The organism is Pseudomonas sp. FW305-3-2-15-E-TSA4 (assembly GCF_058787295.1).
Genome location: NZ_JBYSZP010000017.1, coordinates 127,378 through 148,300 on the forward strand (window position 1 = coordinate 127,378; position 20,923 = coordinate 148,300).

25 protein-coding genes and 1 pseudogene are annotated in these 20,923 nt (G+C 60.8%); 18 read left to right on the top strand and 8 right to left on the bottom strand.

Going from position 1 to position 20,923, the window contains the following annotated elements:
- Positions 1-42: 42 nt before the first annotated feature.
- The 5 genes from AC3WMV_RS22835 (at position 43) to AC3WMV_RS22855 (ending at position 5,442) form a co-directional block, all read left to right on the top strand.
- Positions 43-831: a ParA family protein gene (locus AC3WMV_RS22835; protein ID WP_103368100.1), complete on the top strand. Its 789-nt coding sequence runs from the start codon at positions 43-45 to the stop codon at positions 829-831.
- A gap of 2 nt (positions 832-833) precedes the next feature.
- Positions 834-1,796 carry a CheW domain-containing protein gene (locus tag AC3WMV_RS22840; RefSeq protein WP_103368099.1) on the top strand — a complete coding sequence of 321 codons (963 nt, stop codon included), beginning with the start codon at positions 834-836 and terminating at the stop codon, positions 1,794-1,796.
- A 90-nt stretch (positions 1,797-1,886) separates the two neighbouring features.
- The gene (locus AC3WMV_RS22845) at positions 1,887-2,372 is read left to right on the top strand and encodes a chemotaxis protein CheW (RefSeq protein WP_003222936.1); all 486 of its coding nucleotides are present in this window, start codon (positions 1,887-1,889) and stop codon (positions 2,370-2,372) included.
- The gene (locus AC3WMV_RS22850; protein WP_007961680.1) at positions 2,373-2,765 is read left to right on the top strand and encodes a DUF2802 domain-containing protein; all 393 of its coding nucleotides are present in this window, start codon (positions 2,373-2,375) and stop codon (positions 2,763-2,765) included.
- Between the two features lie 235 nt (positions 2,766-3,000).
- Complete coding sequence (locus AC3WMV_RS22855; protein ID WP_103368098.1) at positions 3,001-5,442, top strand: RICIN domain-containing protein; 2,442 nt, start codon at positions 3,001-3,003, stop codon at positions 5,440-5,442.
- Between the two features lie 45 nt (positions 5,443-5,487).
- Here AC3WMV_RS22855 and AC3WMV_RS22860 read toward each other — a convergent pair whose 3' ends face one another.
- Both AC3WMV_RS22860 and fliK read right to left on the bottom strand, forming a co-directional pair.
- Positions 5,488-5,817 carry an EscU/YscU/HrcU family type III secretion system export apparatus switch protein gene (locus AC3WMV_RS22860; protein ID WP_007961677.1) on the bottom strand — a complete coding sequence of 110 codons (330 nt, stop codon included), beginning with the start codon at positions 5,815-5,817 and terminating at the stop codon, positions 5,488-5,490.
- Positions 5,814-7,394, bottom strand: a complete 1,581-nt coding sequence (gene fliK, locus AC3WMV_RS22865) for a flagellar hook-length control protein FliK (protein ID WP_103368097.1) — start codon at positions 7,392-7,394, stop codon at positions 5,814-5,816. Before fliK ends, AC3WMV_RS22860 begins: the two co-directional genes overlap by 4 nt.
- A gap of 197 nt (positions 7,395-7,591) precedes the next feature.
- On the opposite strand from fliK, the gene ccmA reads away from it, so the two are divergent.
- The 10 genes from ccmA (at position 7,592) to AC3WMV_RS22915 (ending at position 14,974) form a co-directional block, all read left to right on the top strand.
- Complete coding sequence (ccmA, locus tag AC3WMV_RS22870; protein WP_027613927.1) at positions 7,592-8,227, top strand: cytochrome c biogenesis heme-transporting ATPase CcmA; 636 nt, start codon at positions 7,592-7,594, stop codon at positions 8,225-8,227.
- Positions 8,224-8,892 (top strand): heme exporter protein CcmB, encoded by a 669-nt coding sequence (gene ccmB / locus AC3WMV_RS22875; protein ID WP_003222942.1) that lies wholly within the window; start codon positions 8,224-8,226, stop codon positions 8,890-8,892. The genes ccmA and ccmB overlap by 4 nt, the downstream gene beginning before the upstream one ends.
- A 78-nt stretch (positions 8,893-8,970) precedes the next feature.
- Positions 8,971-9,726 (top strand): heme ABC transporter permease, encoded by a 756-nt coding sequence (locus AC3WMV_RS22880; RefSeq protein WP_047599963.1) that lies wholly within the window; start codon positions 8,971-8,973, stop codon positions 9,724-9,726.
- Entirely contained in the window at positions 9,723-9,899 is a 177-nt protein-coding gene (gene ccmD, locus AC3WMV_RS22885) for a heme exporter protein CcmD (RefSeq protein ID WP_003222944.1), read from the top strand. Before AC3WMV_RS22880 ends, ccmD begins: the two co-directional genes overlap by 4 nt.
- Positions 9,896-10,351, top strand: coding sequence for a cytochrome c maturation protein CcmE (ccmE, locus tag AC3WMV_RS22890; protein WP_096796249.1), 456 nt, complete (start codon positions 9,896-9,898; stop codon positions 10,349-10,351). The genes ccmD and ccmE overlap by 4 nt, the downstream gene beginning before the upstream one ends.
- Before the next feature lie 3 nt (positions 10,352-10,354).
- Positions 10,355-12,343, top strand: coding sequence for a heme lyase CcmF/NrfE family subunit (locus AC3WMV_RS22895; RefSeq protein WP_103368096.1), 1,989 nt, complete (start codon positions 10,355-10,357; stop codon positions 12,341-12,343).
- Positions 12,340-12,876: a DsbE family thiol:disulfide interchange protein gene (locus tag AC3WMV_RS22900; RefSeq protein WP_041072930.1), complete on the top strand. Its 537-nt coding sequence runs from the start codon at positions 12,340-12,342 to the stop codon at positions 12,874-12,876. Before AC3WMV_RS22895 ends, AC3WMV_RS22900 begins: the two co-directional genes overlap by 4 nt.
- The gene (locus AC3WMV_RS22905; protein WP_003222948.1) at positions 12,873-13,343 is read left to right on the top strand and encodes a cytochrome c-type biogenesis protein; all 471 of its coding nucleotides are present in this window, start codon (positions 12,873-12,875) and stop codon (positions 13,341-13,343) included. Before AC3WMV_RS22900 ends, AC3WMV_RS22905 begins: the two co-directional genes overlap by 4 nt.
- A complete protein-coding gene (ccmI, locus tag AC3WMV_RS22910) occupies positions 13,340-14,542 on the top strand; it encodes a c-type cytochrome biogenesis protein CcmI (RefSeq protein WP_103368095.1) in 1,203 nt (400 codons plus the stop codon). The genes AC3WMV_RS22905 and ccmI overlap by 4 nt, the downstream gene beginning before the upstream one ends.
- A 27-nt stretch (positions 14,543-14,569) precedes the next feature.
- The gene (locus AC3WMV_RS22915) at positions 14,570-14,974 is read left to right on the top strand and encodes a hypothetical protein (protein ID WP_027613933.1); all 405 of its coding nucleotides are present in this window, start codon (positions 14,570-14,572) and stop codon (positions 14,972-14,974) included.
- 58 nt (positions 14,975-15,032) lie between these two features.
- Here the strand turns inward: AC3WMV_RS22915 and AC3WMV_RS22920 are convergent, their stop codons facing one another.
- From AC3WMV_RS22920 to AC3WMV_RS22935, 4 genes and pseudogenes are all read right to left on the bottom strand, one after another.
- Positions 15,033-15,194 carry a VapC50 family PIN domain-containing toxin gene (locus AC3WMV_RS22920; RefSeq protein ID WP_492561401.1) on the bottom strand — a complete coding sequence of 54 codons (162 nt, stop codon included), beginning with the start codon at positions 15,192-15,194 and terminating at the stop codon, positions 15,033-15,035.
- Positions 15,170-15,301 (bottom strand): annotated as a pseudogene (locus AC3WMV_RS22925) (PIN domain-containing protein); the annotation flags it as partial. The gene AC3WMV_RS22920 and the pseudogene AC3WMV_RS22925, both read right to left, overlap by 25 nt.
- The gene (locus AC3WMV_RS22930; RefSeq protein ID WP_103368094.1) at positions 15,298-15,765 is read right to left on the bottom strand and encodes a helix-turn-helix domain-containing protein; all 468 of its coding nucleotides are present in this window, start codon (positions 15,763-15,765) and stop codon (positions 15,298-15,300) included. The gene AC3WMV_RS22930 and the pseudogene AC3WMV_RS22925, both read right to left, overlap by 4 nt.
- Positions 15,766-15,847: 82 nt before the next feature.
- Positions 15,848-16,735, bottom strand: a complete 888-nt coding sequence (locus AC3WMV_RS22935; RefSeq protein WP_103368093.1) for a LysR family transcriptional regulator — start codon at positions 16,733-16,735, stop codon at positions 15,848-15,850.
- Positions 16,736-17,002: 267 nt separating this feature from the next.
- Between AC3WMV_RS22935 and AC3WMV_RS22940 the strand changes: the two genes are divergently transcribed.
- Entirely contained in the window at positions 17,003-17,215 is a 213-nt protein-coding gene (locus AC3WMV_RS22940; RefSeq protein ID WP_027613935.1) for a type II toxin-antitoxin system HicA family toxin, read from the top strand.
- Positions 17,215-17,619, top strand: coding sequence for a type II toxin-antitoxin system HicB family antitoxin (locus AC3WMV_RS22945; protein WP_007961664.1), 405 nt, complete (start codon positions 17,215-17,217; stop codon positions 17,617-17,619). Before AC3WMV_RS22940 ends, AC3WMV_RS22945 begins: the two co-directional genes overlap by 1 nt.
- A 58-nt stretch (positions 17,620-17,677) precedes the next feature.
- Here the strand turns inward: AC3WMV_RS22945 and AC3WMV_RS22950 are convergent, their stop codons facing one another.
- Positions 17,678-18,865 (bottom strand): MFS transporter, encoded by a 1,188-nt coding sequence (locus AC3WMV_RS22950; RefSeq protein ID WP_096796242.1) that lies wholly within the window; start codon positions 18,863-18,865, stop codon positions 17,678-17,680.
- A gap of 243 nt (positions 18,866-19,108) precedes the next feature.
- On the opposite strand from AC3WMV_RS22950, the gene AC3WMV_RS22955 reads away from it, so the two are divergent.
- Positions 19,109-19,729: a DUF5666 domain-containing protein gene (locus tag AC3WMV_RS22955; protein WP_103368092.1), complete on the top strand. Its 621-nt coding sequence runs from the start codon at positions 19,109-19,111 to the stop codon at positions 19,727-19,729.
- Positions 19,730-19,914: 185 nt separating this feature from the next.
- Here AC3WMV_RS22955 and AC3WMV_RS22960 read toward each other — a convergent pair whose 3' ends face one another.
- A complete protein-coding gene (locus tag AC3WMV_RS22960) occupies positions 19,915-20,913 on the bottom strand; it encodes a sulfate ABC transporter substrate-binding protein (RefSeq protein ID WP_025111899.1) in 999 nt (332 codons plus the stop codon).
- Positions 20,914-20,923: the final 10 nt, after the last annotated feature.

A 20,923-nucleotide genomic window follows, 5' to 3' on the forward strand; every position in this document is an offset into this window, starting at 1 on the left:
CTATGTCTCGGTCGAGCATCTCGGCCGGGAGGAACGAACCGAATGAGAGTCTGGGCAGTCGCCAATCAAAAGGGTGGTGTCGGTAAAACCACATCTTCCATCGCTTTAGCCGGATTGCTGGCGGAGGCGGGCAAGCGCGTGGTTGTGGTCGATCTCGACCCGCACGGCTCGATGACCAGCTATTTCGGCTACGACCCCGACAGCCTGGAACACAGCAACTACGACCTGTTTCTGCACAAGGGCAGCGTGCCGCAAGGCTTGCCCGGGCAGCTGCTGCTGTCGACCAGCGACGAACGCATTTCCCTGTTGCCGTCGAGTACCGCACTCGCGACCCTTGAGCGCCAGTCGCCGGGGCAGAGTGGTTTGGGCCTGGTGATCGCCAAGAGTCTGGCGCAGCTGTGGCAGGATTTCGATTACGCGATCATCGACAGCCCGCCGTTGCTCGGTGTGCTGATGGTCAACGCCCTGGCCACGAGCCAGCAACTGGTGATCCCGGTGCAGACCGAGCACCTGGCCGTCAAAGGTCTGGAGCGCATGGTCAACACCCTGGCGATGATCAACCGCTCGCGCAAACAGGCGCTGCCGTTCAGCATCGTGCCGACCCTGTTCGACCGCCGCACCCAGGCATCGCTGGGCACCTTGCGCGTGCTGCGTGACAAATTCCCGGAAGAGATCTGGCAGGGTTACATCCCGGTCGACACGCGTCTGCGCGACGCCAGCCGGGCCGGGGTCACGCCTTCGCAGTTCGACGGCAAGAGTCGTGGCGTGCTGGCTTACCGCGCGCTGCTCAAGCATCTGTTGGCGCAACAACTTGTTCCGCAGGTGGCTTGAGCATGAATCGGCCGATCAAACTGACATCGCGTCCGCAACTGGCGTTGCAGTCCTATCTGGACAGCTTGCTGCAGGAAATCCCTGACGAGTTGCCGCCAGTGGAAGTGCAGGTCGAGGCGCCGGTCGAGGTGGTCGAAAGCGCTGCGGCGCTGGATGAATTCCAGGCTGCGGTACTGGAAGAGCAGGCGCGTGATGCGCAGAAAGCCGCCAAGCCTGCTGCCCCGGTTGCCGCGCCTGCCGCCGCACCGATCGCCAAGGCGCCAGTGGCGTTGATCGAAGAAGCCGAGCCGCCACGCGCGCCGGTATCGACACTCGCACCGCTGCTGCAAACCCAATTGCTGAAAACCGCGCCGGAACCGGTCGTGGCCGAACCGGCGCCGGTGGCACCGGCACCCGTCGAACAGACGCTGGTGCCGCCAGTGGTGGAAGTGCACCTGCCACCGAGCAACACGCCGCCACCGGTGGAAACCGATGGCCGTCCGGCCTGGGCTTCGGAAGCCTTCGAATGCCTGTTGTTCGATGTTGCCGGGCTGACGCTGGCGGTGCCGCTGGTGTGCCTCGGTTCGATCTATTCGCTGGCTGGCCACGAATTGACGCCGCTGTTCGGGCAGCCGGAATGGTTCCTCGGGATTCTGCCGAGCCAGGCCGGCAATCTGAAAGTGTTGGACACGGCGCGTTGGGTCATGCCGGATCGCTATCGCGATGACTTCCGTCAGGGCCTGCAGTACGTGATTTCGGTACAAGGTTACGAATGGGGCCTGGCGGTGCATCAGGTCAGCCGTTCGTTGCGTCTGGACCCGAATGAAATCAAATGGAGAAGTCACCGGGGTCAGCGGCCATGGCTTGCCGGCACGGTGATCGAGCACATGTGTGCATTACTTGATGTAGCCGCGCTGGCCGAGTTGATCGCCAGCGGCGGGGCAAAGCACTTGGGCGGCCACAAGCCGCTACATAAATCGACATAGCAGCCGACATAACAGTCAGGCGAAGGCATTTTTCAATGCCTCCACACAGAACACACACCGCCCAGTGCGGTTTTTTCGAGGGGTCAGGGTATGAGTAGTCAGGCGACGAATGCAAAAGGTTCTGAAGATCCGATCCTGCAATGGGTGACCTTCAAGCTGGACAACGAAACCTACGGCATCAACGTGATGCGCGTTCAGGAAGTCCTGCGTTACACCGAAATCGCGCCGGTACCGGGTGCGCCAAGCTACGTGCTGGGCATCATTAACCTGCGCGGTAACGTGGTCACCGTGATCGACACCCGTCAGCGCTTCGGCCTGAACAGCGGCGAGATCAGCGACAACACCCGTATCGTCATCATCGAAGCCGACAAGCAAGTGGTCGGGATCATGGTCGACAGCGTGGCCGAAGTGGTTTACCTGCGTCAGTCGGAAATCGAGACTGCGCCGAACGTCGGCAACGAAGAGTCGGCCAAGTTCATCCAGGGCGTGTGCAACAAGAACAACGAGTTGCTGATCCTGGTCGAACTGGACAAGATGATGAGCGAAGAAGAATGGTCGGAACTGGAGAGCATCTGATTGATTCTCGAGGTTGCGGTCATTGTCCTGTTCCTTTTCTGGGCAGGCACGCTGGCAATGTTTCTGGCGTACATCAAGGCGCAGCGGGTAATCGCTGCGCAACAGGCTCAGGGCGATGCGCTGCGTGATCAGCGCATCAAGGACCTGGCCAAGCGTGTCGACGACTATCAGAACGGCAACGTGCGCATGGGCGAAGCCCTGCACGAGCTGCGCTCGGTAGTCGGTCCGTTGCCGGACAAGATTGTCGCGCTGGAACAACGCGACCCGTCGAGCCTGTCGTTCGCCCAGGCGGCGAAACTGGTGGGCATGGGCGCGAGCGTCGATGAGCTGACCCAGTCCTGCGGCTTGACCCAGGCTGAGGCGGAGTTGATGCGCAAGCTGCACAGAAGTTGATATGCGTTGAGGCATGTCATTTGAATAAGAATCGCCGGTCATGCCGGCGATTTTTTTTGCGCTCGATTTTGTTGCCTGATTCGCCCATGGCCGTCTGTCTGAACTGTTATTTCTGACAGTAGAGAATTTCGCTCATCGCTCCTCACACTGCTCGTGACTCGCGATAGTCCCGTCGGCTTTTCAGGCAGACGCGTCTGATCGCCAATTCACCGATCCAGCCAATCGTGGAGTGGGTATGCATTTGCCAGCCAGAATCGAGCGCGCGAGAAAAGTGCAGTCACCCGGTGTTGCCGCCCTGTGGCTGGCAGTCGTGCTGCTCCTGACGGCTTGTCAGGCTCAGGTCAGCAGGCTTGCTCCAGAAGCCAATATGGCCGACCGGCAAAATTGTCACGGTGTCCACCTGGTCAATGTCGTTGCGCATATGGACGACGATCTGCTGTTTATTGATCCGCGGATTTCGCAAGTTCTGGCTGCCGGCGGCTGTGTGACCAGTATCTTCATGAACGGTGGCAGTTCTGGCGCCGGCTTCGACTATGTACTGAAGCGCGAAAGCGCATCGACAAAAGCCTATGAGAAAATGCTGGGTTTTGCGACCGGATGGACGCCTTACCTGATATTCACTGATTCAGCCATTGTGATGAGCGTCAAGGCCAATGAGCGACCTGGATTGAAGCTCATATTTTTGCGTGTGCCGGGAGGGGACGTTCGTGGTGGAGATGTGCCGCTGGCCGATTTGCTCGACCTCGATAAAACTGTTCGGAGTTGGCCCTATCTGGACTCGGCTTCAGGTCCGGTAAACCTCTACAGTCGAACATCTTTTGTGCAGCTCTTGACTGAGCTGATCGTCAATGAAGGAGCCACCCGGGTGTATGCACTCAATCCGGACACCGTCCCGTACACGGAGCATCCTGACCATATTTATTCGGCACGTTTGACGCGCCTGGCCTTGCGCGGGATCAGTGCAGATATCCCGGTGGTTTATCACGAGACCTATCCCTCGGCGGCCGTCGCTCCTGACGTGGACCCGGCAGCGGTGCAGGCGAAACGGCATGTTGTCGCCAGTTACTTTCATTTTGAAGGGGCTGAGCCAGTCAGCAGTGCGTACAGTGAAGCCACCTGGAATGGCAATTGGGTGGCGCGACTCAATTTCACGCTCAGCCATGCTCACGCTGCCGGGCCACTGGTCAATATCCCTTTCAGACCGCTAGTCAATTTCCAGACGCAACAGTGCCTGGTTGCCAATGGATTGGGGCAGCAGGTGACACTGGATGGATGTGAGCCAGACGCTGACCAGCGCTGGGCGTTTGTGCCCTCCGACATTGCAGTCGGCGCGAGCAGGGGAGTTGCACTGCTGAAAACAGCCTCTGGCCATTGCATAGCGCGTCAGAATGGCCAATTGGTCGAACGCGCATGTGAAAGCAATGAGCCCTCTCAACACTGGACTCCGTGGGATTTCGGGAAAATCTATGTTCCCGGAGCGCAGGGGCAATGCCTGGACGGAGTACAGCCGAGCTTGATAGCGGATTGCAGGGAGTTTGCGGGTTCTACGTTGTGGGTGCGCAGCATCGATAACATCGACAGCAATGATTCGATGGAAGTGGCGCTGACGGGGGATGTCATCGGTGACGGGACGAACCGGACGGTACAAGTGCAGCGCCGGCAGGATGGTCCAGGTGTCGATATTTGGGTCACGTCGCTGGACGCAGACGCGATTGCATCCGAGAAATGGTATGAGGACAGACTTCCATTTGATCCAGACTCTTTTGATTCCGGGTGTGCTACAGCCCTTTGCTACGACACTACGCGCTATCTGCTGGCGGATTTCACAGGTGACGGCAAGGCTGATCTGATGGCGATATCGCCCGGAAAAGCTGACGAAACCATTTTCAGGCTATTGAAGAATGAAGGCGGGCATTTTGCTGATCCGGTTATCTGGCGTTCGGTTCCGCAAGGACATGCCTACCGGCAAGCTCAGCAATATCTGGCTGGCGACTTCAGAGGCGTCGGCAAGCAAGATGTGTTGATCGTGCAAACCCTGAATAACACAGTGTCCGATTTTTGGCTGATGGAGAATAAAGGGGCGAGTCTGGGCGTTCCTGCTCACTGGGGAGATGCTCGAAAAAACCCATTGCCGGTCCATTTCTACAGCGCCAGGCTGGACAGCGATGGCAAAGATGATGTGCTCGCTGTTGATTCAAGTGCACAGTTCTTGAAGCTGCTCACCTACAGGAGCAGCGGCCGTTCTCTGGATTTTGAGAAAGCCTTGGAGTTGCGGGGCTTCTATTCTGCGCGTTCAAAGACCGCAGTGCTGGATTCGCCGATTACCAAACTGACCGATGTATGGGTGCTGCACGCTCGATCAGACGGTAGTGATATCAATTTCTGGAAAGTCGCAAATCCTGGCGGCGGAGAGTTCGAAGAGCCTTCGTCTCCGGCTTTCGAGACGAGCGTGCTTAATTGGGCCGACGTGCGGCCTTATGGGCTGGGGACGGGCAGGCAGATCCTGCTTCCCTATCGCGTCAACGATCCTGTGCATGAGTATTACTGGCGAATCGGGAAAATCGGCTTCAAGGCACTGAATCTGTCCGAGCAAGGTAGGCCCCTCGGGATCAGGGATTATGGACGTTCACCACGGTTTGAATGGGCGAACCTGCAGTGGCGAGCGCGCTTGAACTGAATGTCGAGCGGGGACGCGTGCACTTGAGCTTGTATCCGGCGCGGCCTAGTAATCAGCCCCGCGTTCGGTAACGTCCTTCTCGACCATCGGCGCATCCGGGTCCTGTCCCTCGGGGAATTTCCCCTTCAGGTTCCACGCGAACGCGATGATCTCGGCGATCGTGCGGTACAGCTCCTCGGGAATGCTGTCACCCAGTTCCATCCGCGCCAACAGCCGCACCAGCTCGGCGTTTTCATAGATCGGCACTTCACAGTCGCGGGCAATGCGCAGGATTTCTTCGGCCAGTTCCTCGTCGCCCTTGGCGGTGAGGGTCGGGGCGTGGTTGCCGTCGTATTTGAGGGCGATGGCCTGGCGTGGAGCAGTGGAATCGTTCATGCGGTTTCATCGACCCAGCGGTGCTCGAGGCGGGTTTGATTGCCTTGCGGCGGGGTGCCGAGGTGGCAGTCGAGATCGCCGACATTCAGCCCGCGATCGAGCAGGCGCTGACGCAGCGCGAACAGATTATTGCCGATCAGGTCGGCGGTGTATGGGCGTTCGGCCCAGAGCTGGCTCGACAGGCTGCCGGCAATCAACTGCGCCTGAATCTGCATCGGCCCCAACGGCTCCATGTCGAACGCCAGGTCGACGCGCCACAGCTGCTGTCTGGGTTCGCGTTCGTCACGGCGTTCGTTGGGTTGCGGTTCTCTTTCCGGCGCTTCTTCGCGCTGAAACTTGACCTGCAACGGCACGATGTCCTGCAGGTTGCGCATGGGGATTTCCAGCTGCCAGGTGCTGAGCAGACGGCCGTCATCGGTGACACCGGTCTGTTCCAGGCTCGACAGCTGATGGCTTTGCAGGCGCGACACGGCGGCTGCAGCGAGGCGCAGCAGATGTTCCAGATCGCCTTCACCTTCGAGGCTTTGCAGCAGGCGGTCGGGCAGCGGGAAACTGCTGGGCAGCGGTTTGGCGCTGACCTGACCGAGGGTGCCGAGGGCGTTGCGCACGAAACTCGGCAGCGCTTGCGCCAGGGTGTTGGCGGCGATGATCGCGTTGAAACTGGCGTTCCCCGGCGCACCCGGCGACAGCTGCGCGATCAGTTTGAGCAGATCGGCTTTCATGTCCGGGGCCAGCGCCGGATTCTGTCCGGTCAGCAATTTGGCTTCGAGGAAGGCGCCGCTGTTGGCCAGGGCCAGCGCCACGCCTTTGGCGGTGCTCATTTGCTGCACATCGGGCAGGTTGGCGAGCAGGCGCGTGACGGCAGCGCGCAGATCCTGCGAGGTCTGATCGTCGTCGCTCGGCAGGTTTTGCAAAGCATTGAGCAAACCGTCCAGCGAACCTTGGCGAGTCTGCTGGCCGAGCAGTTGCTGGCTCACCGCCAATTGCTCCTGACGGCTGCTCAGTGGCACGAACTTGAGGGTTTGCGAATCTTCGACCAGTGCCGAGAGCAGGGTGCCGATGCGCAGTGGCGTCGGGCTGTCGATGTCCAGTGTGGCGCCACTTTGCGCGGTGTTGAGCAGGCTCACCAGCGAGCGGTACACCGTCGGCTGTCCCGGCACTTGCGGCAGTGTCTGCGAGGTCAGCACCTTGCCTTGCAGCAGCGTGCCAACCGGCAACTGCGCCGTATCGATGCGGGTGAGGGCGGCGACGCTGCTGGCAATCGCCTGTTGCACGGTGATCGCCAGATTGCCCGCCGACGGCTGAGTGACGGCCAGGTTGGTGCCGGTCGGCAACGGCAGGTTGCTGCTGGCTTGCACGGTGGTCTGCCGGCCGCCGTCGACGGTGACCTTGAGCAGCAGTTGAAAGGTCTGATCCGCCTGCTTGAGTGACAACACCTCGGCCTGGGCGCTTTGCCCGGCGCCGATCAGGCCTTCGACCGGGGTCAGCAGCTTGAGCAACTCACCGCTCATCACCAGCGGACGCGCGTTCGCCGGGGTGGTGGGCGGGAGCGGGAGGATATTCATTTCGCCTGTCATACGCGGACACAACCTGAGGAAATTGCGCTCTTGGGAGTAAGGCACGGCATGTATAATGCCGCGCGTCTTGCGCTTCGTTCAGAAAACATAGCAATTGTTTGATCCAGCTCTCTGCTTCGCACCGTCATTGCATTTATCCTGCATCTCTTTAACGGCCGCGCCAGAGCCGACTTGAACCGTATAAGGCCCGTGATCCCTTGACCAGTCCTGTCCTGCAAACCGTTGCCCTTGCCTGTGAGCGAGACCTGCGCCTGCTCTTCGAAAATCTCGAATTAAGACTGGCCAGTGGCGATATGGTGCAGATCAGCGGCCCCAACGGCAGCGGCAAGACCAGTCTGCTGCGTCTGTTGTCCGGGTTGATGCAGCCGACCAGCGGTCAGGTGCTGCTCAACGGCCAGCCCTTGACCGCCCAGCCGAGTGAACTGGCGCGCAACCTGTTGTGGATCGGCCACGCTGCCGGGATCAAGGACCTGCTGACCCCGGAAGAGAACCTGTCCTGGCTCTGCGCCCTGCATCGGCCGGCCGGGCGCGAGGCGATCTGGCAGGCGCTGGCAGCCGTAGGATTGCGCGGATTCGAAGATGTTCCCTGCCACACCCTGTCCGCCGGTCAGCAACGCCGCGTGGCGCTGGCGCGGCTGTATCTGGACAGCCCGCCGTTGTGGATTCTCGACGAGCCGTTCACCGCGCTCGACAAACAGGGCGTGGCGCAGCTTGAAGAACACCTGGCCGGGCACTGCGAGCGCGGCGGTCTGGTGGTGCTGACCACGCACCACACACTGAGCCGGATGCCGGCCGGTTATCGCGATATCGATCTGGGGAACTGGGCAGTATGAGTGTGTTCGGCCTGCTGGTTGCCCGTGAGTCCCGTTTGCTGTTTCGTCGCCCGGCGGAACTGGCCAATCCGCTGATTTTCTTCGCCATCGTCATCGCCTTGTTCCCGCTGGCCGTCGGCCCGGAAACTCAAGTCTTGCAAAACCTGTCCCCGGGGTTAGTCTGGGTGGCCGCGTTGTTGTCGGTCCTGCTTTCGCTGGACGGATTGTTTCGCAGTGATTTCGAAGATGGCTCCCTGGAACAGTGGGTCCTTTCGCCGCACCCGCTGCCCCTACTGGTGCTGGCCAAGGTACTGGCACACTGGCTGTTCTCGGGACTGGCACTGGTTCTGCTCTCGCCGTTGCTGGCGTTGATGCTCGGTTTGCCGGTCGCCTGCCTGCCGGTGTTGCTGTTGTCGTTGCTGCTGGGTACACCGGTGCTGAGCCTGCTCGGTGCGGTGGGCGCGGCGCTGACGGTTGGTTTGAAACGCGGCGGCCTGTTGCTGGCGCTGCTGATTCTGCCGTTGTACATCCCGGTGTTGATCCTGGGCAGTGGCGCTTTGCAGGCCGCCCTGCAAGGGATGCCGGCGACCGGGTATCTGCTGTGGCTGGGTAGCCTGACCGCCCTGGCGATCACCCTGACACCTTTTGCAATAGCGGCTGGCCTGAAGATCAGCGTCGGCGAATAATGAGGTCTGGTTAAAATTTAACCAGCAAAGACCCTGAGACTGCTCACACCGATGAGCGGCACCCGTGATGGAAACAGTATGAACTGGACCTGGTTTCACAAGCTCGGCTCGCCCAAGTGGTTCTACGGCATCAGCAGCAGGTTTCTGCCGTGGCTGAGCATTGCCGCGTTGCTGCTGATCAGCATTGGCGTCGTCTGGGGCCTGGCCTTCGCGCCGCCGGATTATCAGCAGGGCAACAGCTTCCGCATCATCTACATCCACGTGCCTGCGGCGATGCTCGCGCAGTCGATCTACGTGATGCTGGCGGTGTGCGGCGTGGTCGGGCTGGTGTGGAAAATGAAACTGGCTGACGTCGCCCTGCAATGCGCGGCACCGATCGGCGCGTGGATGACTGCCGTGGCGCTGGTCACCGGAGCGATCTGGGGCAAGCCGACCTGGGGCTCGTGGTGGGTCTGGGATGCGCGGCTGACGTCGATGCTGATTCTGCTGTTCCTGTATTTCGGGGTGATCGCGCTGGGCAACGCCATCAGCAATCGCGACAGCGCCGCCAAGGCCTGCGCGGTGCTGGCGATCGTCGGGGTGATCAACATCCCGATCATCAAATACTCGGTGGAGTGGTGGAACACTCTGCACCAGGGCGCGACCTTCACCCTCACTGAGAAACCGGCGATGCCCGCTGAAATGTGGCTGCCGCTGTTGCTGACGGTGCTGGGTTTCTACTGTTTCTTCGGCGCCGTGCTGTTGTTGCGCATGCGTCTTGAAGTGCTCAAGCGCGAAGCCCGCGCCAGTTGGGTGAAAGAAGAAGTGCAGAACAGCCTGGAGGCCGCGCGATGAGTTTTGCTTCATTCGGCGACTTCCTCGCCATGGGCCACCATGGCCTGTATGTCTGGTCGGCCTACGGCATCTGTCTGGCGGTGCTGATCCTCAACGTGGTCGCACCGATCGCGGCCCGCAAGCGCTATCTGCAACAAGAGGCGCGTCGTCTGCGCCGGGAGAACGGCAAGTGAATCCGCTGCGCAAAAAACGTCTGACCATCATTCTGGCGATCCTGGTCGGGGTCGGCGCTGCCGTCGGCCTGGCCCTCAGCGCCCTGCAGGAAAACATCAACCTGTTTTACACGCCGACCCAGATCGCCAACGGTGAAGCGCCGCACGACACGCGCATCCGCGCCGGCGGCATGGTCGAGAAGGGCTCGCTGCAGCGTTCGCCGGACTCGCTGGACGTCAAATTCGTTGTCACCGACTTCAACAAAGCCGTGACCATCACCTACCGCGGGATCCTCCCGGATCTGTTCCGCGAAGGGCAGGGCATCGTCGCATTGGGCAAACTCAACGCCGACGGCGTGGTGGTGGCCGATGAAGTGCTGGCCAAGCACGACGAGAAGTACATGCCGCCGGAAGTGACCAAAGCGCTGAAAGACAGTGGTCAATCGGCACCGACCCAAGCGAAGGAGGGTTGATCGATGACTTCTGCACTGTTTATTCCCGAGCTCGGCCATCTGGCGATGATTCTGGCGCTGTGTTTTGCGCTGGTGCAGGCCGTGGTGCCGCTGTTCGGTGCGTGGCGCGGCGATCGTATGTGGATGGGCCTGGCTCAGCCGGCAGCGTGGGGCCAGTTTGCGTTCCTGCTGTTTGCCTTCGGTTGCCTGACCTACGCGTTCATGACCGACGACTTCTCGGTCGGCTACGTTGCGATGAACTCCAACAGCGCCTTGCCGTGGTACTACAAGTTCAGCGCGGTGTGGGGCGCCCACGAAGGTTCGCTGCTGCTGTGGGCGTTGATCCTCGGTGGCTGGACCTTCGCCGTGTCGGTGTTCTCCCGGCAGTTGCCGCAAGTCATGCTCGCCCGTGTGCTGGCGGTGATGGGCATGATCAGCACCGGTTTCCTGTTGTTCCTGATCCTCACCTCCAACCCGTTCTCGCGGATCCTGCCGCAGATTCCGGCCGACGGGCGTGACCTCAATCCGCTGCTGCAAGACATCGGCCTGATCGTCCATCCGCCGATGCTCTATATGGGTTATGTCGGGTTCTCGGTGGCCTTCGCCTTCGCCATCGCCGCTTTGCTCGGTGGTCGTCTCGACGCCGCGTGGGCACGCTGGTCGCGCCCTTGGACGATTGTCGCCTGGGCCTTCCTCGGCATCGGCATCACCCTCGGTTCGTGGTGGGCTTACTACGAACTCGGCTGGGGCGGCTGGTGGTTCTGGGACCCGGTGGAAAACGCCTCGTTCATGCCATGGCTGGTCGGCACCGCGCTGATTCACTCGCTGGCAGTCACGGAAAAACGTGGGGTGTTCAAGAGCTGGACGGTGTTGCTGGCGATTGCCGCATTTTCGTTGAGCCTGCTCGGTACGTTCCTCGTGCGCTCCGGCGTGCTGACTTCGGTACATGCGTTTGCCTCGGACCCTGAGCGCGGCGTGTTCATTCTGATCTTCCTGCTGTTTGTGGTCGGCGGTTCGCTGACGCTGTTTGCGTTGCGCGCTCCGGTGGTCAAGAGTCAGGTCGGCTTCAATCTGTGGTCGCGGGAAACCCTGCTGCTGGGCAACAACCTGGTGCTGGTGGTGGCGGCGTCGATGATTCTGCTCGGCACCCTGTATCCGCTGATTCTCGATGCCTTGAGCGGCGCCAAACTGTCGGTTGGCCCACCGTACTTCAACGCGTTGTTCATCCCGTTGATGGCGTTGCTGATGGTGGTGATGGCGGTCGGCGTGATCGTGCGTTGGAAGGACACCCCGGTGAAGTGGCTGGCGAACATGCTGACCCCGGTGTTGCTCGGCAGTGTCGCATTGGCCGTGGTGGCTGGTGTCGCTTACGGCGATTTCAACTGGGCGGTGATCGCGACGTTCCTGCTCGCCGCGTGGGTGTTGCTCGCCGGGGTGCGCGACATCTTCGACAAGACTCGCCACAAGGGCCTGATCAAAGGTCTGCCAACCCTGACCCGCAGCTACTGGGGCATGCAGATCGCGCACTTGGGCATCGCCGTGTGCGCCCTCGGCGTGGTGCTGTCGAGTCAGAACAGTGCCGAGCGCGACCTGCGTCTGGCGCCGGGCGAATCGATGTCCCTGGCCGGTTATCAGTTTGTGTTCGAAGGTGCCAAGCACTTCGAAGGGCCGAACTTCACCTCCGACAAGGGCACCGTTCGGGTGATCCGCGACGGCAAGGAAATCAGCGTACTGCACCCGGAAAAACGCCTGTACACCGTGCAGAGTTCGATGATGACCGAGGCCGGGATCGACGCCGGTTTCACCCGCGATCTCTACGTCGCATTGGGCGAGCCGCTGGAAAACGGCGCGTGGGCGGTACGGGTTCACGTCAAACCGTTCGTGCGCTGGATCTGGTTCGGCGGTCTGCTGACCGGTCTGGGCGGATTGCTGGCGGCGCTGGATCGGCGTTATCGAGTCAAGGTCAAAGCCAAGGTGCGTGAAGCCCTCGGCCTGCAAGGAGCGGCTGCATGAGACGTTGGTTGATGCTGGTACCCCTGGCGATTTTCCTGCTGGTGGCGGTGTTTCTTTATCGCGGTCTGTACCTCGATCCGGCGGAACTGCCGTCGGCGATGATCAACAAGCCCTTCCCGGAATTCAGCCTGCCGAATGTGCAGGGCGACAAGACCCTGACCAAGGCTGACATTCTCGGCAAACCGGCGCTGGTCAACGTCTGGGGCACCTGGTGCATTTCCTGCCGGGTCGAGCACCCGGTGCTGAACAAACTGGCCGAGCGCGGTGTGGTGATCTACGGCATCAACTACAAGGACACCAACGCCGATGCGTTGAAGTGGCTGGCCGAATTCCACAACCCGTACCTACTGGATATTCGTGACGACGAAGGTTCGCTGGGCCTGAACCTCGGCGTGTACGGCGCGCCGGAAACCTTCTTCATCGACGCCAAGGGCATCATCCGCGACAAGTACGTCGGGGTGATCGACGAGCAGGTCTGGCGCGAAAAACTTGCAGCCAAATATCAGGCGCTGGTCGATGAGGCCAAGCCATGAAGCGCTTTATCGCTGCCGTGGTCTTGGGCCTGAGTCTGGCCGGCGTGGCGCATGCCGCGATCGACACTTACGAGTTCGCCAAGGAAGGCGATCGCGAGCGTTTCCGCGAGTTGACCAAGGAACTGCGCTGCCCCAAGTGCCAGAACCAGGACATCGCCGACTCCAACGCACCGATCGCCGCTGACCTGCGCAAAGAGATTTTTCGCATGCTCGGCGAGGGCAAGGACAATCAGCAGATCATCGATTTCATGGTCGATCGCTACGGTGATTTCGTCCGCTACAAACCGGCGCTCAATGCCAAGACAGCACTGCTGTGGTTCGGCCCGGCCGGCCTGTTGTTCGGCGGTCTGGTGGTGATCGCAGTGATCGTTCGCCGGCGTCGCGCACAGCGCACCGAGACCCCGCCATCGCTGTCCACCGAAGAGCGTCAGCGCCTCGACCAACTGTTGGATAAAAACCAAGAATGATTGATTTCTGGCTTGCCGCAGGGCTGTTGCTTCTGGTCGCCCTGAGTTTTCTGCTGATCCCGGTTTTGCGTGGCCGTCGCGCCCAGCGTGAAGAGGATCGAACTGCCCTGAACGTGGCGCTGTATCAGGAGCGCGTGGCCGAGCTGCAAGCGCAGCAGGCTGAAGGTGTACTCGATGTGGCGCAAATGGACAGCGGGCGCGCGGAAGCTGCGCGTGAGCTGCTCGCCGATACCGAAGGCGTTGCCGCACCGCGTGTGTCGAAACTGGGCAAGCCGTTGCCGCTGCTGGCGGCGGTGCTGGTGCCGGTGTTGGGCCTGGGTCTGTACCTGCATTTCGGTGCTGCCGATAAAGTCGAACTGACCCGCGAATTCGCCCAGGCGCCGCAGTCGATGGAAGAGATGACCCGGCGTCTGGAGCGTGCCGTCGCCGCGCAACCGGATTCGGCGGAAGGCCTGTACTTCCTCGGGCGCACCTACATGGCCCAGGATCGTCCGGCAGATGCGGCCAAGATGTTCGAACGCGCCGCCAACCTTGTCGGTCGCCAGCCGGAGCTGCTCGGCCAGTGGGCACAGGCGCAGTATTTTGCCGACGGTAAAAAGTGGTCGGACAAGATCCAGGCCCTGACCGACGAAGCGCTGAAAGCCGATCCGAAAGAAGTCACCAGCCTCGGTCTGCTTGGTATTGCGGCGTTCGAAGGCGAGCGTTACCAGCAAGCCATCGATTACTGGAACCGTTTGCTGGCGCAATTGCCAGAGGGCGACAAATCCCGCGAAGCCCTGCAGGGCGGTATCAACCGCGCCACCGAACGGCTTGAAGCCAGTGGCGGCAAGGTCGCCGCAGCGCCGGCCGCCAAGGTTGCCGCGCTGCTCAAGGTGCGTGTCGATCTGGCCAGTGAACTCAAAGGCAAGGTGCAACCGGGCGACAGCGTGTTCATCTTCGCCCGCGCCGTTTCTGGCCCACCGGCACCGTTGGCGGCCAAGCGCCTGACCGTGGCCGATCTGCCGGTCACTGTCGAACTGGGCGATGCCGACGCCATGATGCCGCAGTTGAAACTGTCGAACTTTCCTGAAGTCCAACTGGTTGCACGCATCTCTCGCGCCGGTCAGCCAACCGCCGGGGAGTGGGTAGGTCGCAGCGGCCCGCTGGCCAGCAGCACCACCGCGCCGCAAACACTGACCATCGACAGCCCGGACAAATAACCCCGGAACCCACAGGAAAGCACCGCCATGCACAGCCTCGCCCGCATCTCCGTCATCACATTGGCCTTGAGCATGAGCGCATGTGCGGTGCACCGGCCGGAACCGACCACCAACCTACCGCCGATCCCGCCGTCACAACCGAGCCCGACCCCGTCGACCTCGCCGACACCGGGCAAAAGCATCCCGGCCAAACCGTCCAAGCCAGTCCCACGCACCTCAGCCAGCTTCGCCCCACCACCGGGCGGCAACAGCCACTGGGACCAGAAGCTCGGCGTCTACGTCCTCGACGACCAGCCCAACACCTTCTACCGCCAGCGCACCTACTTCCGCTGGAACAACGGCTGGACTCGCTCCGTCAGCCCCAACGGCCCTTGGGAAGACACCAACATCCACGGCGTGCCGCCGGGGTTGGGCAAACAGTTCGGGCAGTAATGAAAAACGGCGATCTCTGGATCGCCGTTTTTTTGTCTGGTGTTCACAAAATGATTATTCAGAGAATCGCACGATAGGCGCTTAGCGCCCGAACTGACTCAACCAATCCCTGTTGCTGCAAAAGATCCAGAAACGGCTCAACGGCTATCGGCGGCAATTTAAGTTGTTGGCGCTGCCGTTGCACTGCAGCGATAACTGCTGCCGGATCTCCTTGGTCCATCGGGCTCGAAATCTCCCCGAAAGCGCGAGCCACATCAGGAAGTCTCTCAATGGGGCGGGGTACAAAACACATGCATCGTATACAGCGGTGAAAGGTGAATGCCTCACTCGTATCCTGTCCTTAACGCCTGTGCCTGCTCCGCGAGAAGCGCCATTGCCTGCTCGCCGGCGGTGTCGCGCCGGGTTTTATAGTCCATCAAATCGGCGAAACGCACACGTCGGTGCTTGCCGGTTTTGTGGTAGGACAACTCGCCACTTTCCAGCAGTTTTATCAGGTGCGGGCGTGAGACGTTGAGCAGGTCGGCGGCTTCCTGAGTGGTCAGCTCGGCGTGCACCGGTACGACTTTGACCGCGTTACCCTCGGCCAGCGCCGCCAGAATATCCATCAGCAGTTGTAATGCCGAGGTCGGCAGCTCGACCTGATGCGCCTGGTTCTGTTCGTCGAAAATCTGGATGTGCTGGGTTTCGAATTGGGTCGCGAGGTAGGCGGCAAGCGCGCGTTTGCCTTCAATTGCGGCTTTGACTTCGCGCTCCACCGGGAAGTTGATAGAGGGGTGAAGGACGATCGACATAATGGATTCCAGCATTCTGAATAGAGGATGCTGAAACGTTATTCGAATTAAACGAAAATCGCAATAAACGAAACGCGGCCTGTCAGGTCAGGTGTTTCAGCAAATTTTCCATGTACTCCACAAACGCCCGCGCCTTCGTACTGACCATCCGCCCCGTGGGAAACACCGCCCACAAGTCCTGATCCGGCAAACGCCAGTCACTCATCACCGCCCTGACCGCACCGCTTGCCAGCTCCGGGGCGAACATCCATTGCGAGGCGATGGTCAGGCCCTGGTCGGCCAGCACGGCTGCACGCAAACCCTCGGCGGCGCTGACCCGCAGGCGGCCGGTGAGGGTTTGCGTCTGTTGTTCGCTGCCCTGAGTGAAGGTCCAGGTGGCGCCGCCGCTGAGGTTGTAGACGATGCCTTGGTGCTTATCCAAATCGGCAGGGCAGCTCGGCTCGCCGTGGCGGGCGAAGTAGGCCGGGGTGCCGAGCACTACGCGGCGACAGTCGGCGATTTTACGCACGGTGAGGCTGGAGTCGCTGAGCGGGCCCATGCGCAGGGCGACGTCGATACCTTCTTCGACCAGATTGATATTGCGGTCATCGAGCATCAGGTCGATGTTCAGCTGTGGATGCTGCTCGAGAAACGGCCCCAGCTGCGGCACGACGTGCAGGCGGCCGAAAGTCACCGCAGCGCTGATCCGCAGGTTGCCGCTTAAACCGCTGGCGCTGCCACGGGCGGCGTTATCGGCTTCGTTGGCTTCGTCGATGGCGCGTCTGGCCCGTTCGAAAAACGCGAGTCCGGCTTCGGTCGGGGTCAGGCCGCGGGTCGAGCGCAGCAACAGGCTGACCGCCAGGCGTTTTTCCAGCTGAGCGATGGTTTTCGACACGGCGGGCTGGCCGATATTCAAGCGTCGGGCGGCGGCGGAAAAGGAGCCGGTTTCGACCACGTAGACGAAGGTTTCCATGGCGGCGAGGCGGTCCATCGGTCTTCCTGCAAATCTGAAAGTTGTCGTAGTCCCCTTGTGGGAGCGGGCTTGCTCGCGAAAGCGGTCTGACATTCAGCACATGTATTGGCTGATCCGACGCCTTCGCGAGCAAGCCCGCTCCCACTGGGAATAGGGTGCTGAGTGTAATCCGCGTCCATTCAATCACATGCGGTAAAACAACCAAACGTCGTCCTGCAGATTTATGTGCTTGAGTAAAGATAACTCTAGAGTTACTTTTATTCGGCCGGAGCAAGGAGGCGCCAGGTGCAAAGCAGGCTATTGATCAAGGAGCTGGAGGAGGCAGGCTGGACGCTGGATCGAGTCACCGGCAGTCATCACATCTTCACGCATCGTTACAACCCGTACACCATTCCCGTTCCTCACCCTAAAAAGGATTTGCCGCTGGGGACGGTCAAAAGCATCAGGAGGCGTGCCGGGTTGTACCACCCGCCAGCCAGCTACAAGGGAGATCCATAATGCAATATCCGATCTGCATCGAATGGGGTGACGACAACACCGCCATCGGTATTCAGATACCTGACATTCCCGGCGCCGTCACGGCCGGGGACACTTTCGAGGACGCCTATAACGCAGCCGTTGAAGTCGCCCATCTCATGTTGCAGGAGATGGCGGCGGACGGGGAATCGATTCCGATGCCGACGTCGGCAGCGGCGCATCGCAATAATCCGGAGTTTGCCGACATGGGCTGGGGGATGCTCGAGCTGGATATCTCGCCGTACATGGGCAAGACCGAGAAGGTCAACGTGACGTTGCCAGGCTATGTGATCCAGCGCATCGATCGCTATGTGCGTGAACACAATGTCAAAAGCCGCTCTTCGTTTCTGGCAGATGCGGCGATGGAGAAGCTGGTTCGGTATTAAGCGTCATCGCTCTCACAGGCCCAGTGAGCAACCTGTGGGAGCGAGCTTGCTCGACATCTTACGCCGTTGCCAAAGCACCACGCTGCGACGCACTCAGGAACCGCAACAACGCCAGCAGCGGGAACGCGCTACCGACAATCACGATCCACAACCAGCCGCCATGCTCATACACCGCACTGGCGACCGACGAGCCGAAAGCGCCGCCGATGAAGATGCTGGTCATGTACAGCGCGTTGAGGCGACCACGGCTTTTGGCGTCCAGCGAGTAGACCGCGCGCTGGCCGAGAACCATGTTCATCTGCACGCAGAAGTCCAGTACCACGCCGGTCACCGCGAGGCCGATGACGCTGTAGGCCGGGTGAATGAAGGCCGGCAGGAAGCTCAGGCTGGCGAACAGCATGGCCAGCAGCGAAGCGATGCGGGTGTGGCCGGCGTCAGCCAGGCGTCCGCTGATCGGCGCGGCGATTGCACCGATGGCGCCGACCAGCGCGAAGATCGCGATCTCGCTTTGCGACAGGCCATGGTTGCGCGCCAGTTCCAGCGGCACCGCTGTCCAGAACAGGCTGAAGGTGGCGAACATGCAGCCTTGATAAAACGCCCGCTGACGCAGCACCGGTTGTTGGCGCAGCAGCGTCCACAGTGAGCCGAGCAACTGGCCGTAGGACGCGCTGTGATCCGGTTGGCGCTTGGGCACGGTCAGCGCCAGCACCACGCTGATCGCTGCCATCAACGCCGCAGCAATCATGAACATCGCACGCCAGCCGAAATGGTCAGCCACCACGCTCGACACCGGTCGCGCCAGCAGAATGCCCAGCAACAAGCCGCCCATGATCCCGCCGACCACCCGGCCCCGGGATTCTTCCGGCGCCAGATGCGCGGCCAGCGGAATCAGGATTTGCACCGACACCGAACTGAAGCCCACCAGCAACGAGATCAGCAAAAACACATTCGGCTGGCTGGTGAACGCTGCACCGAGCAGGCTGGCAATCGCCACTACAGTGGTGATGATCATCAGTCGGCGGTTTTCCAGCAGGTCGCCCAGCGGCACCAGGAAGAACAGGCCCAGCGCATAACCGATCTGCGTCAGCGAGACGATGAAGCTGGCCATGGTGTCGGAAAGACCAATGTCCGGCGCGATCAGCCCGATGATGGGTTGCGCGTAGTAAATGTTGGCGACGATCGCGCCGCAGCAGAAGGCGAACAGCAGCACCATGCCTCGGGTCATTGCGTGAGTTGTGGCGTTCATAAGGTTTCTCGATCCAGCGAAAGGGAATGCGGTGAGGCTAAGGGACGCACCGAAGCGGCGGTAGAAGCCTTGTATCGATATCAGTTATTCCGTTGCGGAATGATTGGCTTCAACGGCGGTGTCGTCCATCGGCGAACCTTGCGTCCGGCCGGGGAGGGCTGATGATACATTCACTTACATCTTCTTCGATAGCGTGCTTATGTTTACCACTGCGCTTTTACTGCTCATCACCGGAGGATTGCCATGTTGCGCCAGCTGCTGCGTCACACCACCACGATTGCTTTGATCGGCCTGCTCAGTGCCACTGCGGTGCAGGCCGCCGATGCCCCGGGTATGCGTCTCGGCGTGCGCGGCGAGATCACCGGGGTCAGCGCCGACTCGCTGAAAGTCCACGTCAACAGCGGCGAGACTGTGGTGATCCGGTTGACTGCGGACACCAAGGTGCGTGCCGTCACGCTGGCGAATATCGAAGACATCAAACCCGGCAGCTACATTGGCTCGGCCGCCATGCCGCAGGAGGATGGCACGCTCAAGGCGCTGGAAGTGCACGTATTTCCGCCGGAACTGACTGGCAGCGGTGACGGCCATCGGCCGTTCGATCTGGCCAAGGGCAGCAGCATGACCAATGGCAGTGTCGGTGATCTGGTGGTCAGCAATGGCCGGGTGCTGACCGTCAACTACAAGGGCGGGCAGCAGAAGATACTGGTGCCGGAGGACGTGCCGATCGTCAACCTGATGCCGGGGGATCGCAGCTTGCTCAAGGTCGGGGTGAAGATTGTCAGCTTCGTGACCCAGGACGCAGACGGCACGTTGACGGCGCAATCGATTTCCGCCGGCAAGGATGGCGTGATCCCACCGATGTAACTGGCTGACAAACAATCCCCTGTGGGAGCGGGCTTGCTCGCGAAGGCGGTGTGTCAGTCAAATACATGTATCTGACACACCGCCTTCGCGAGCAAGCCCGCTCCCACAGGGGGAAGTGTGGTGATTTCCAATGCCCACAAAAAAGGCGACCTGTTGAGGTCGCCTTTTTCGTTACGGCCTAAGCCTTACTGGCCGGTATAAATCTGATCAAAGATCCCGCCATCATTGAAGTGGGTCTTCTGCACCGAACGCCAGTCGCCGAAGGTTTTCTCCACCGACAGGAAGTCGACTTTCGGGAAACGGTCGGTGTACTTCGCCAGCACTGCCGGGTCCCGTGGACGCAGGTAGTTGGCGGCGGCGATTTCCTGACCTTCCGGCGACCACAGATATTTCAGGTATTCGTCGGCAGCGGCGCGGGTGCCTTTCTTGTCGACCACTTTGTCGACCACCGACACCGGTGGTTCGGCCTCGGCGGAGACGCTTGGGTAGATCACCTCGAACTGATCGCGACCGAACTCGCGAGCGATCATCTCGGCTTCGTTCTCGAAGGTGACCAGCACGTCGCCGATCTGGTTGGTCATGAACGTGGTGGTCGCGGCGCGGCCACCGGTATCGAGCACTGGCGCTTGCTTGAACAGTTTGCCGACGAAGTCCTTGGCCTTGTTCTCGTCACCGCCATTTTTCAGCACGTAGCCCCAGGCCGAGAGGTAGGTGTAGCGGCCGTTGCCCGAAGTTTTCGGGTTCGGCACGATCACTTGCACGCCGTCCTTGAGCAGGTCCGGCCAGTCTTTCAGGGCTTTCGGGTTGCCTTTGCGGACGATGAACACGGTGGCCGAGGTGAACGGCGCGCTGTTGTTCGGCAGGCGGGTCACCCAGTTTTCTGGCACCAGTTTGCCGTTGTCGGCGAGGGCGTTGATGTCGGTCGCCATGTTCATGGTGATGACGTCAGCCGGCAGGCCGTCGATCACCGAACGCGCCTGCTTGCTCGAACCGCCGAAGGACATTTGCACGGTGATGTTTTCGTTGTGCTCGGCCTGCCAGTGTTTCTGGAACGCAGTGTTGTAATCCTTGTAGAAATCGCGCATCACGTCATAGGAGACGTTGAGCAGGGTCGGTGCGGCTTGAGCCACGCTGCCAAAGGCAAGACCGGCGGCGAGAAGTGAGGCGCCAAAGAGTTTTTTCACTGCGCATTCC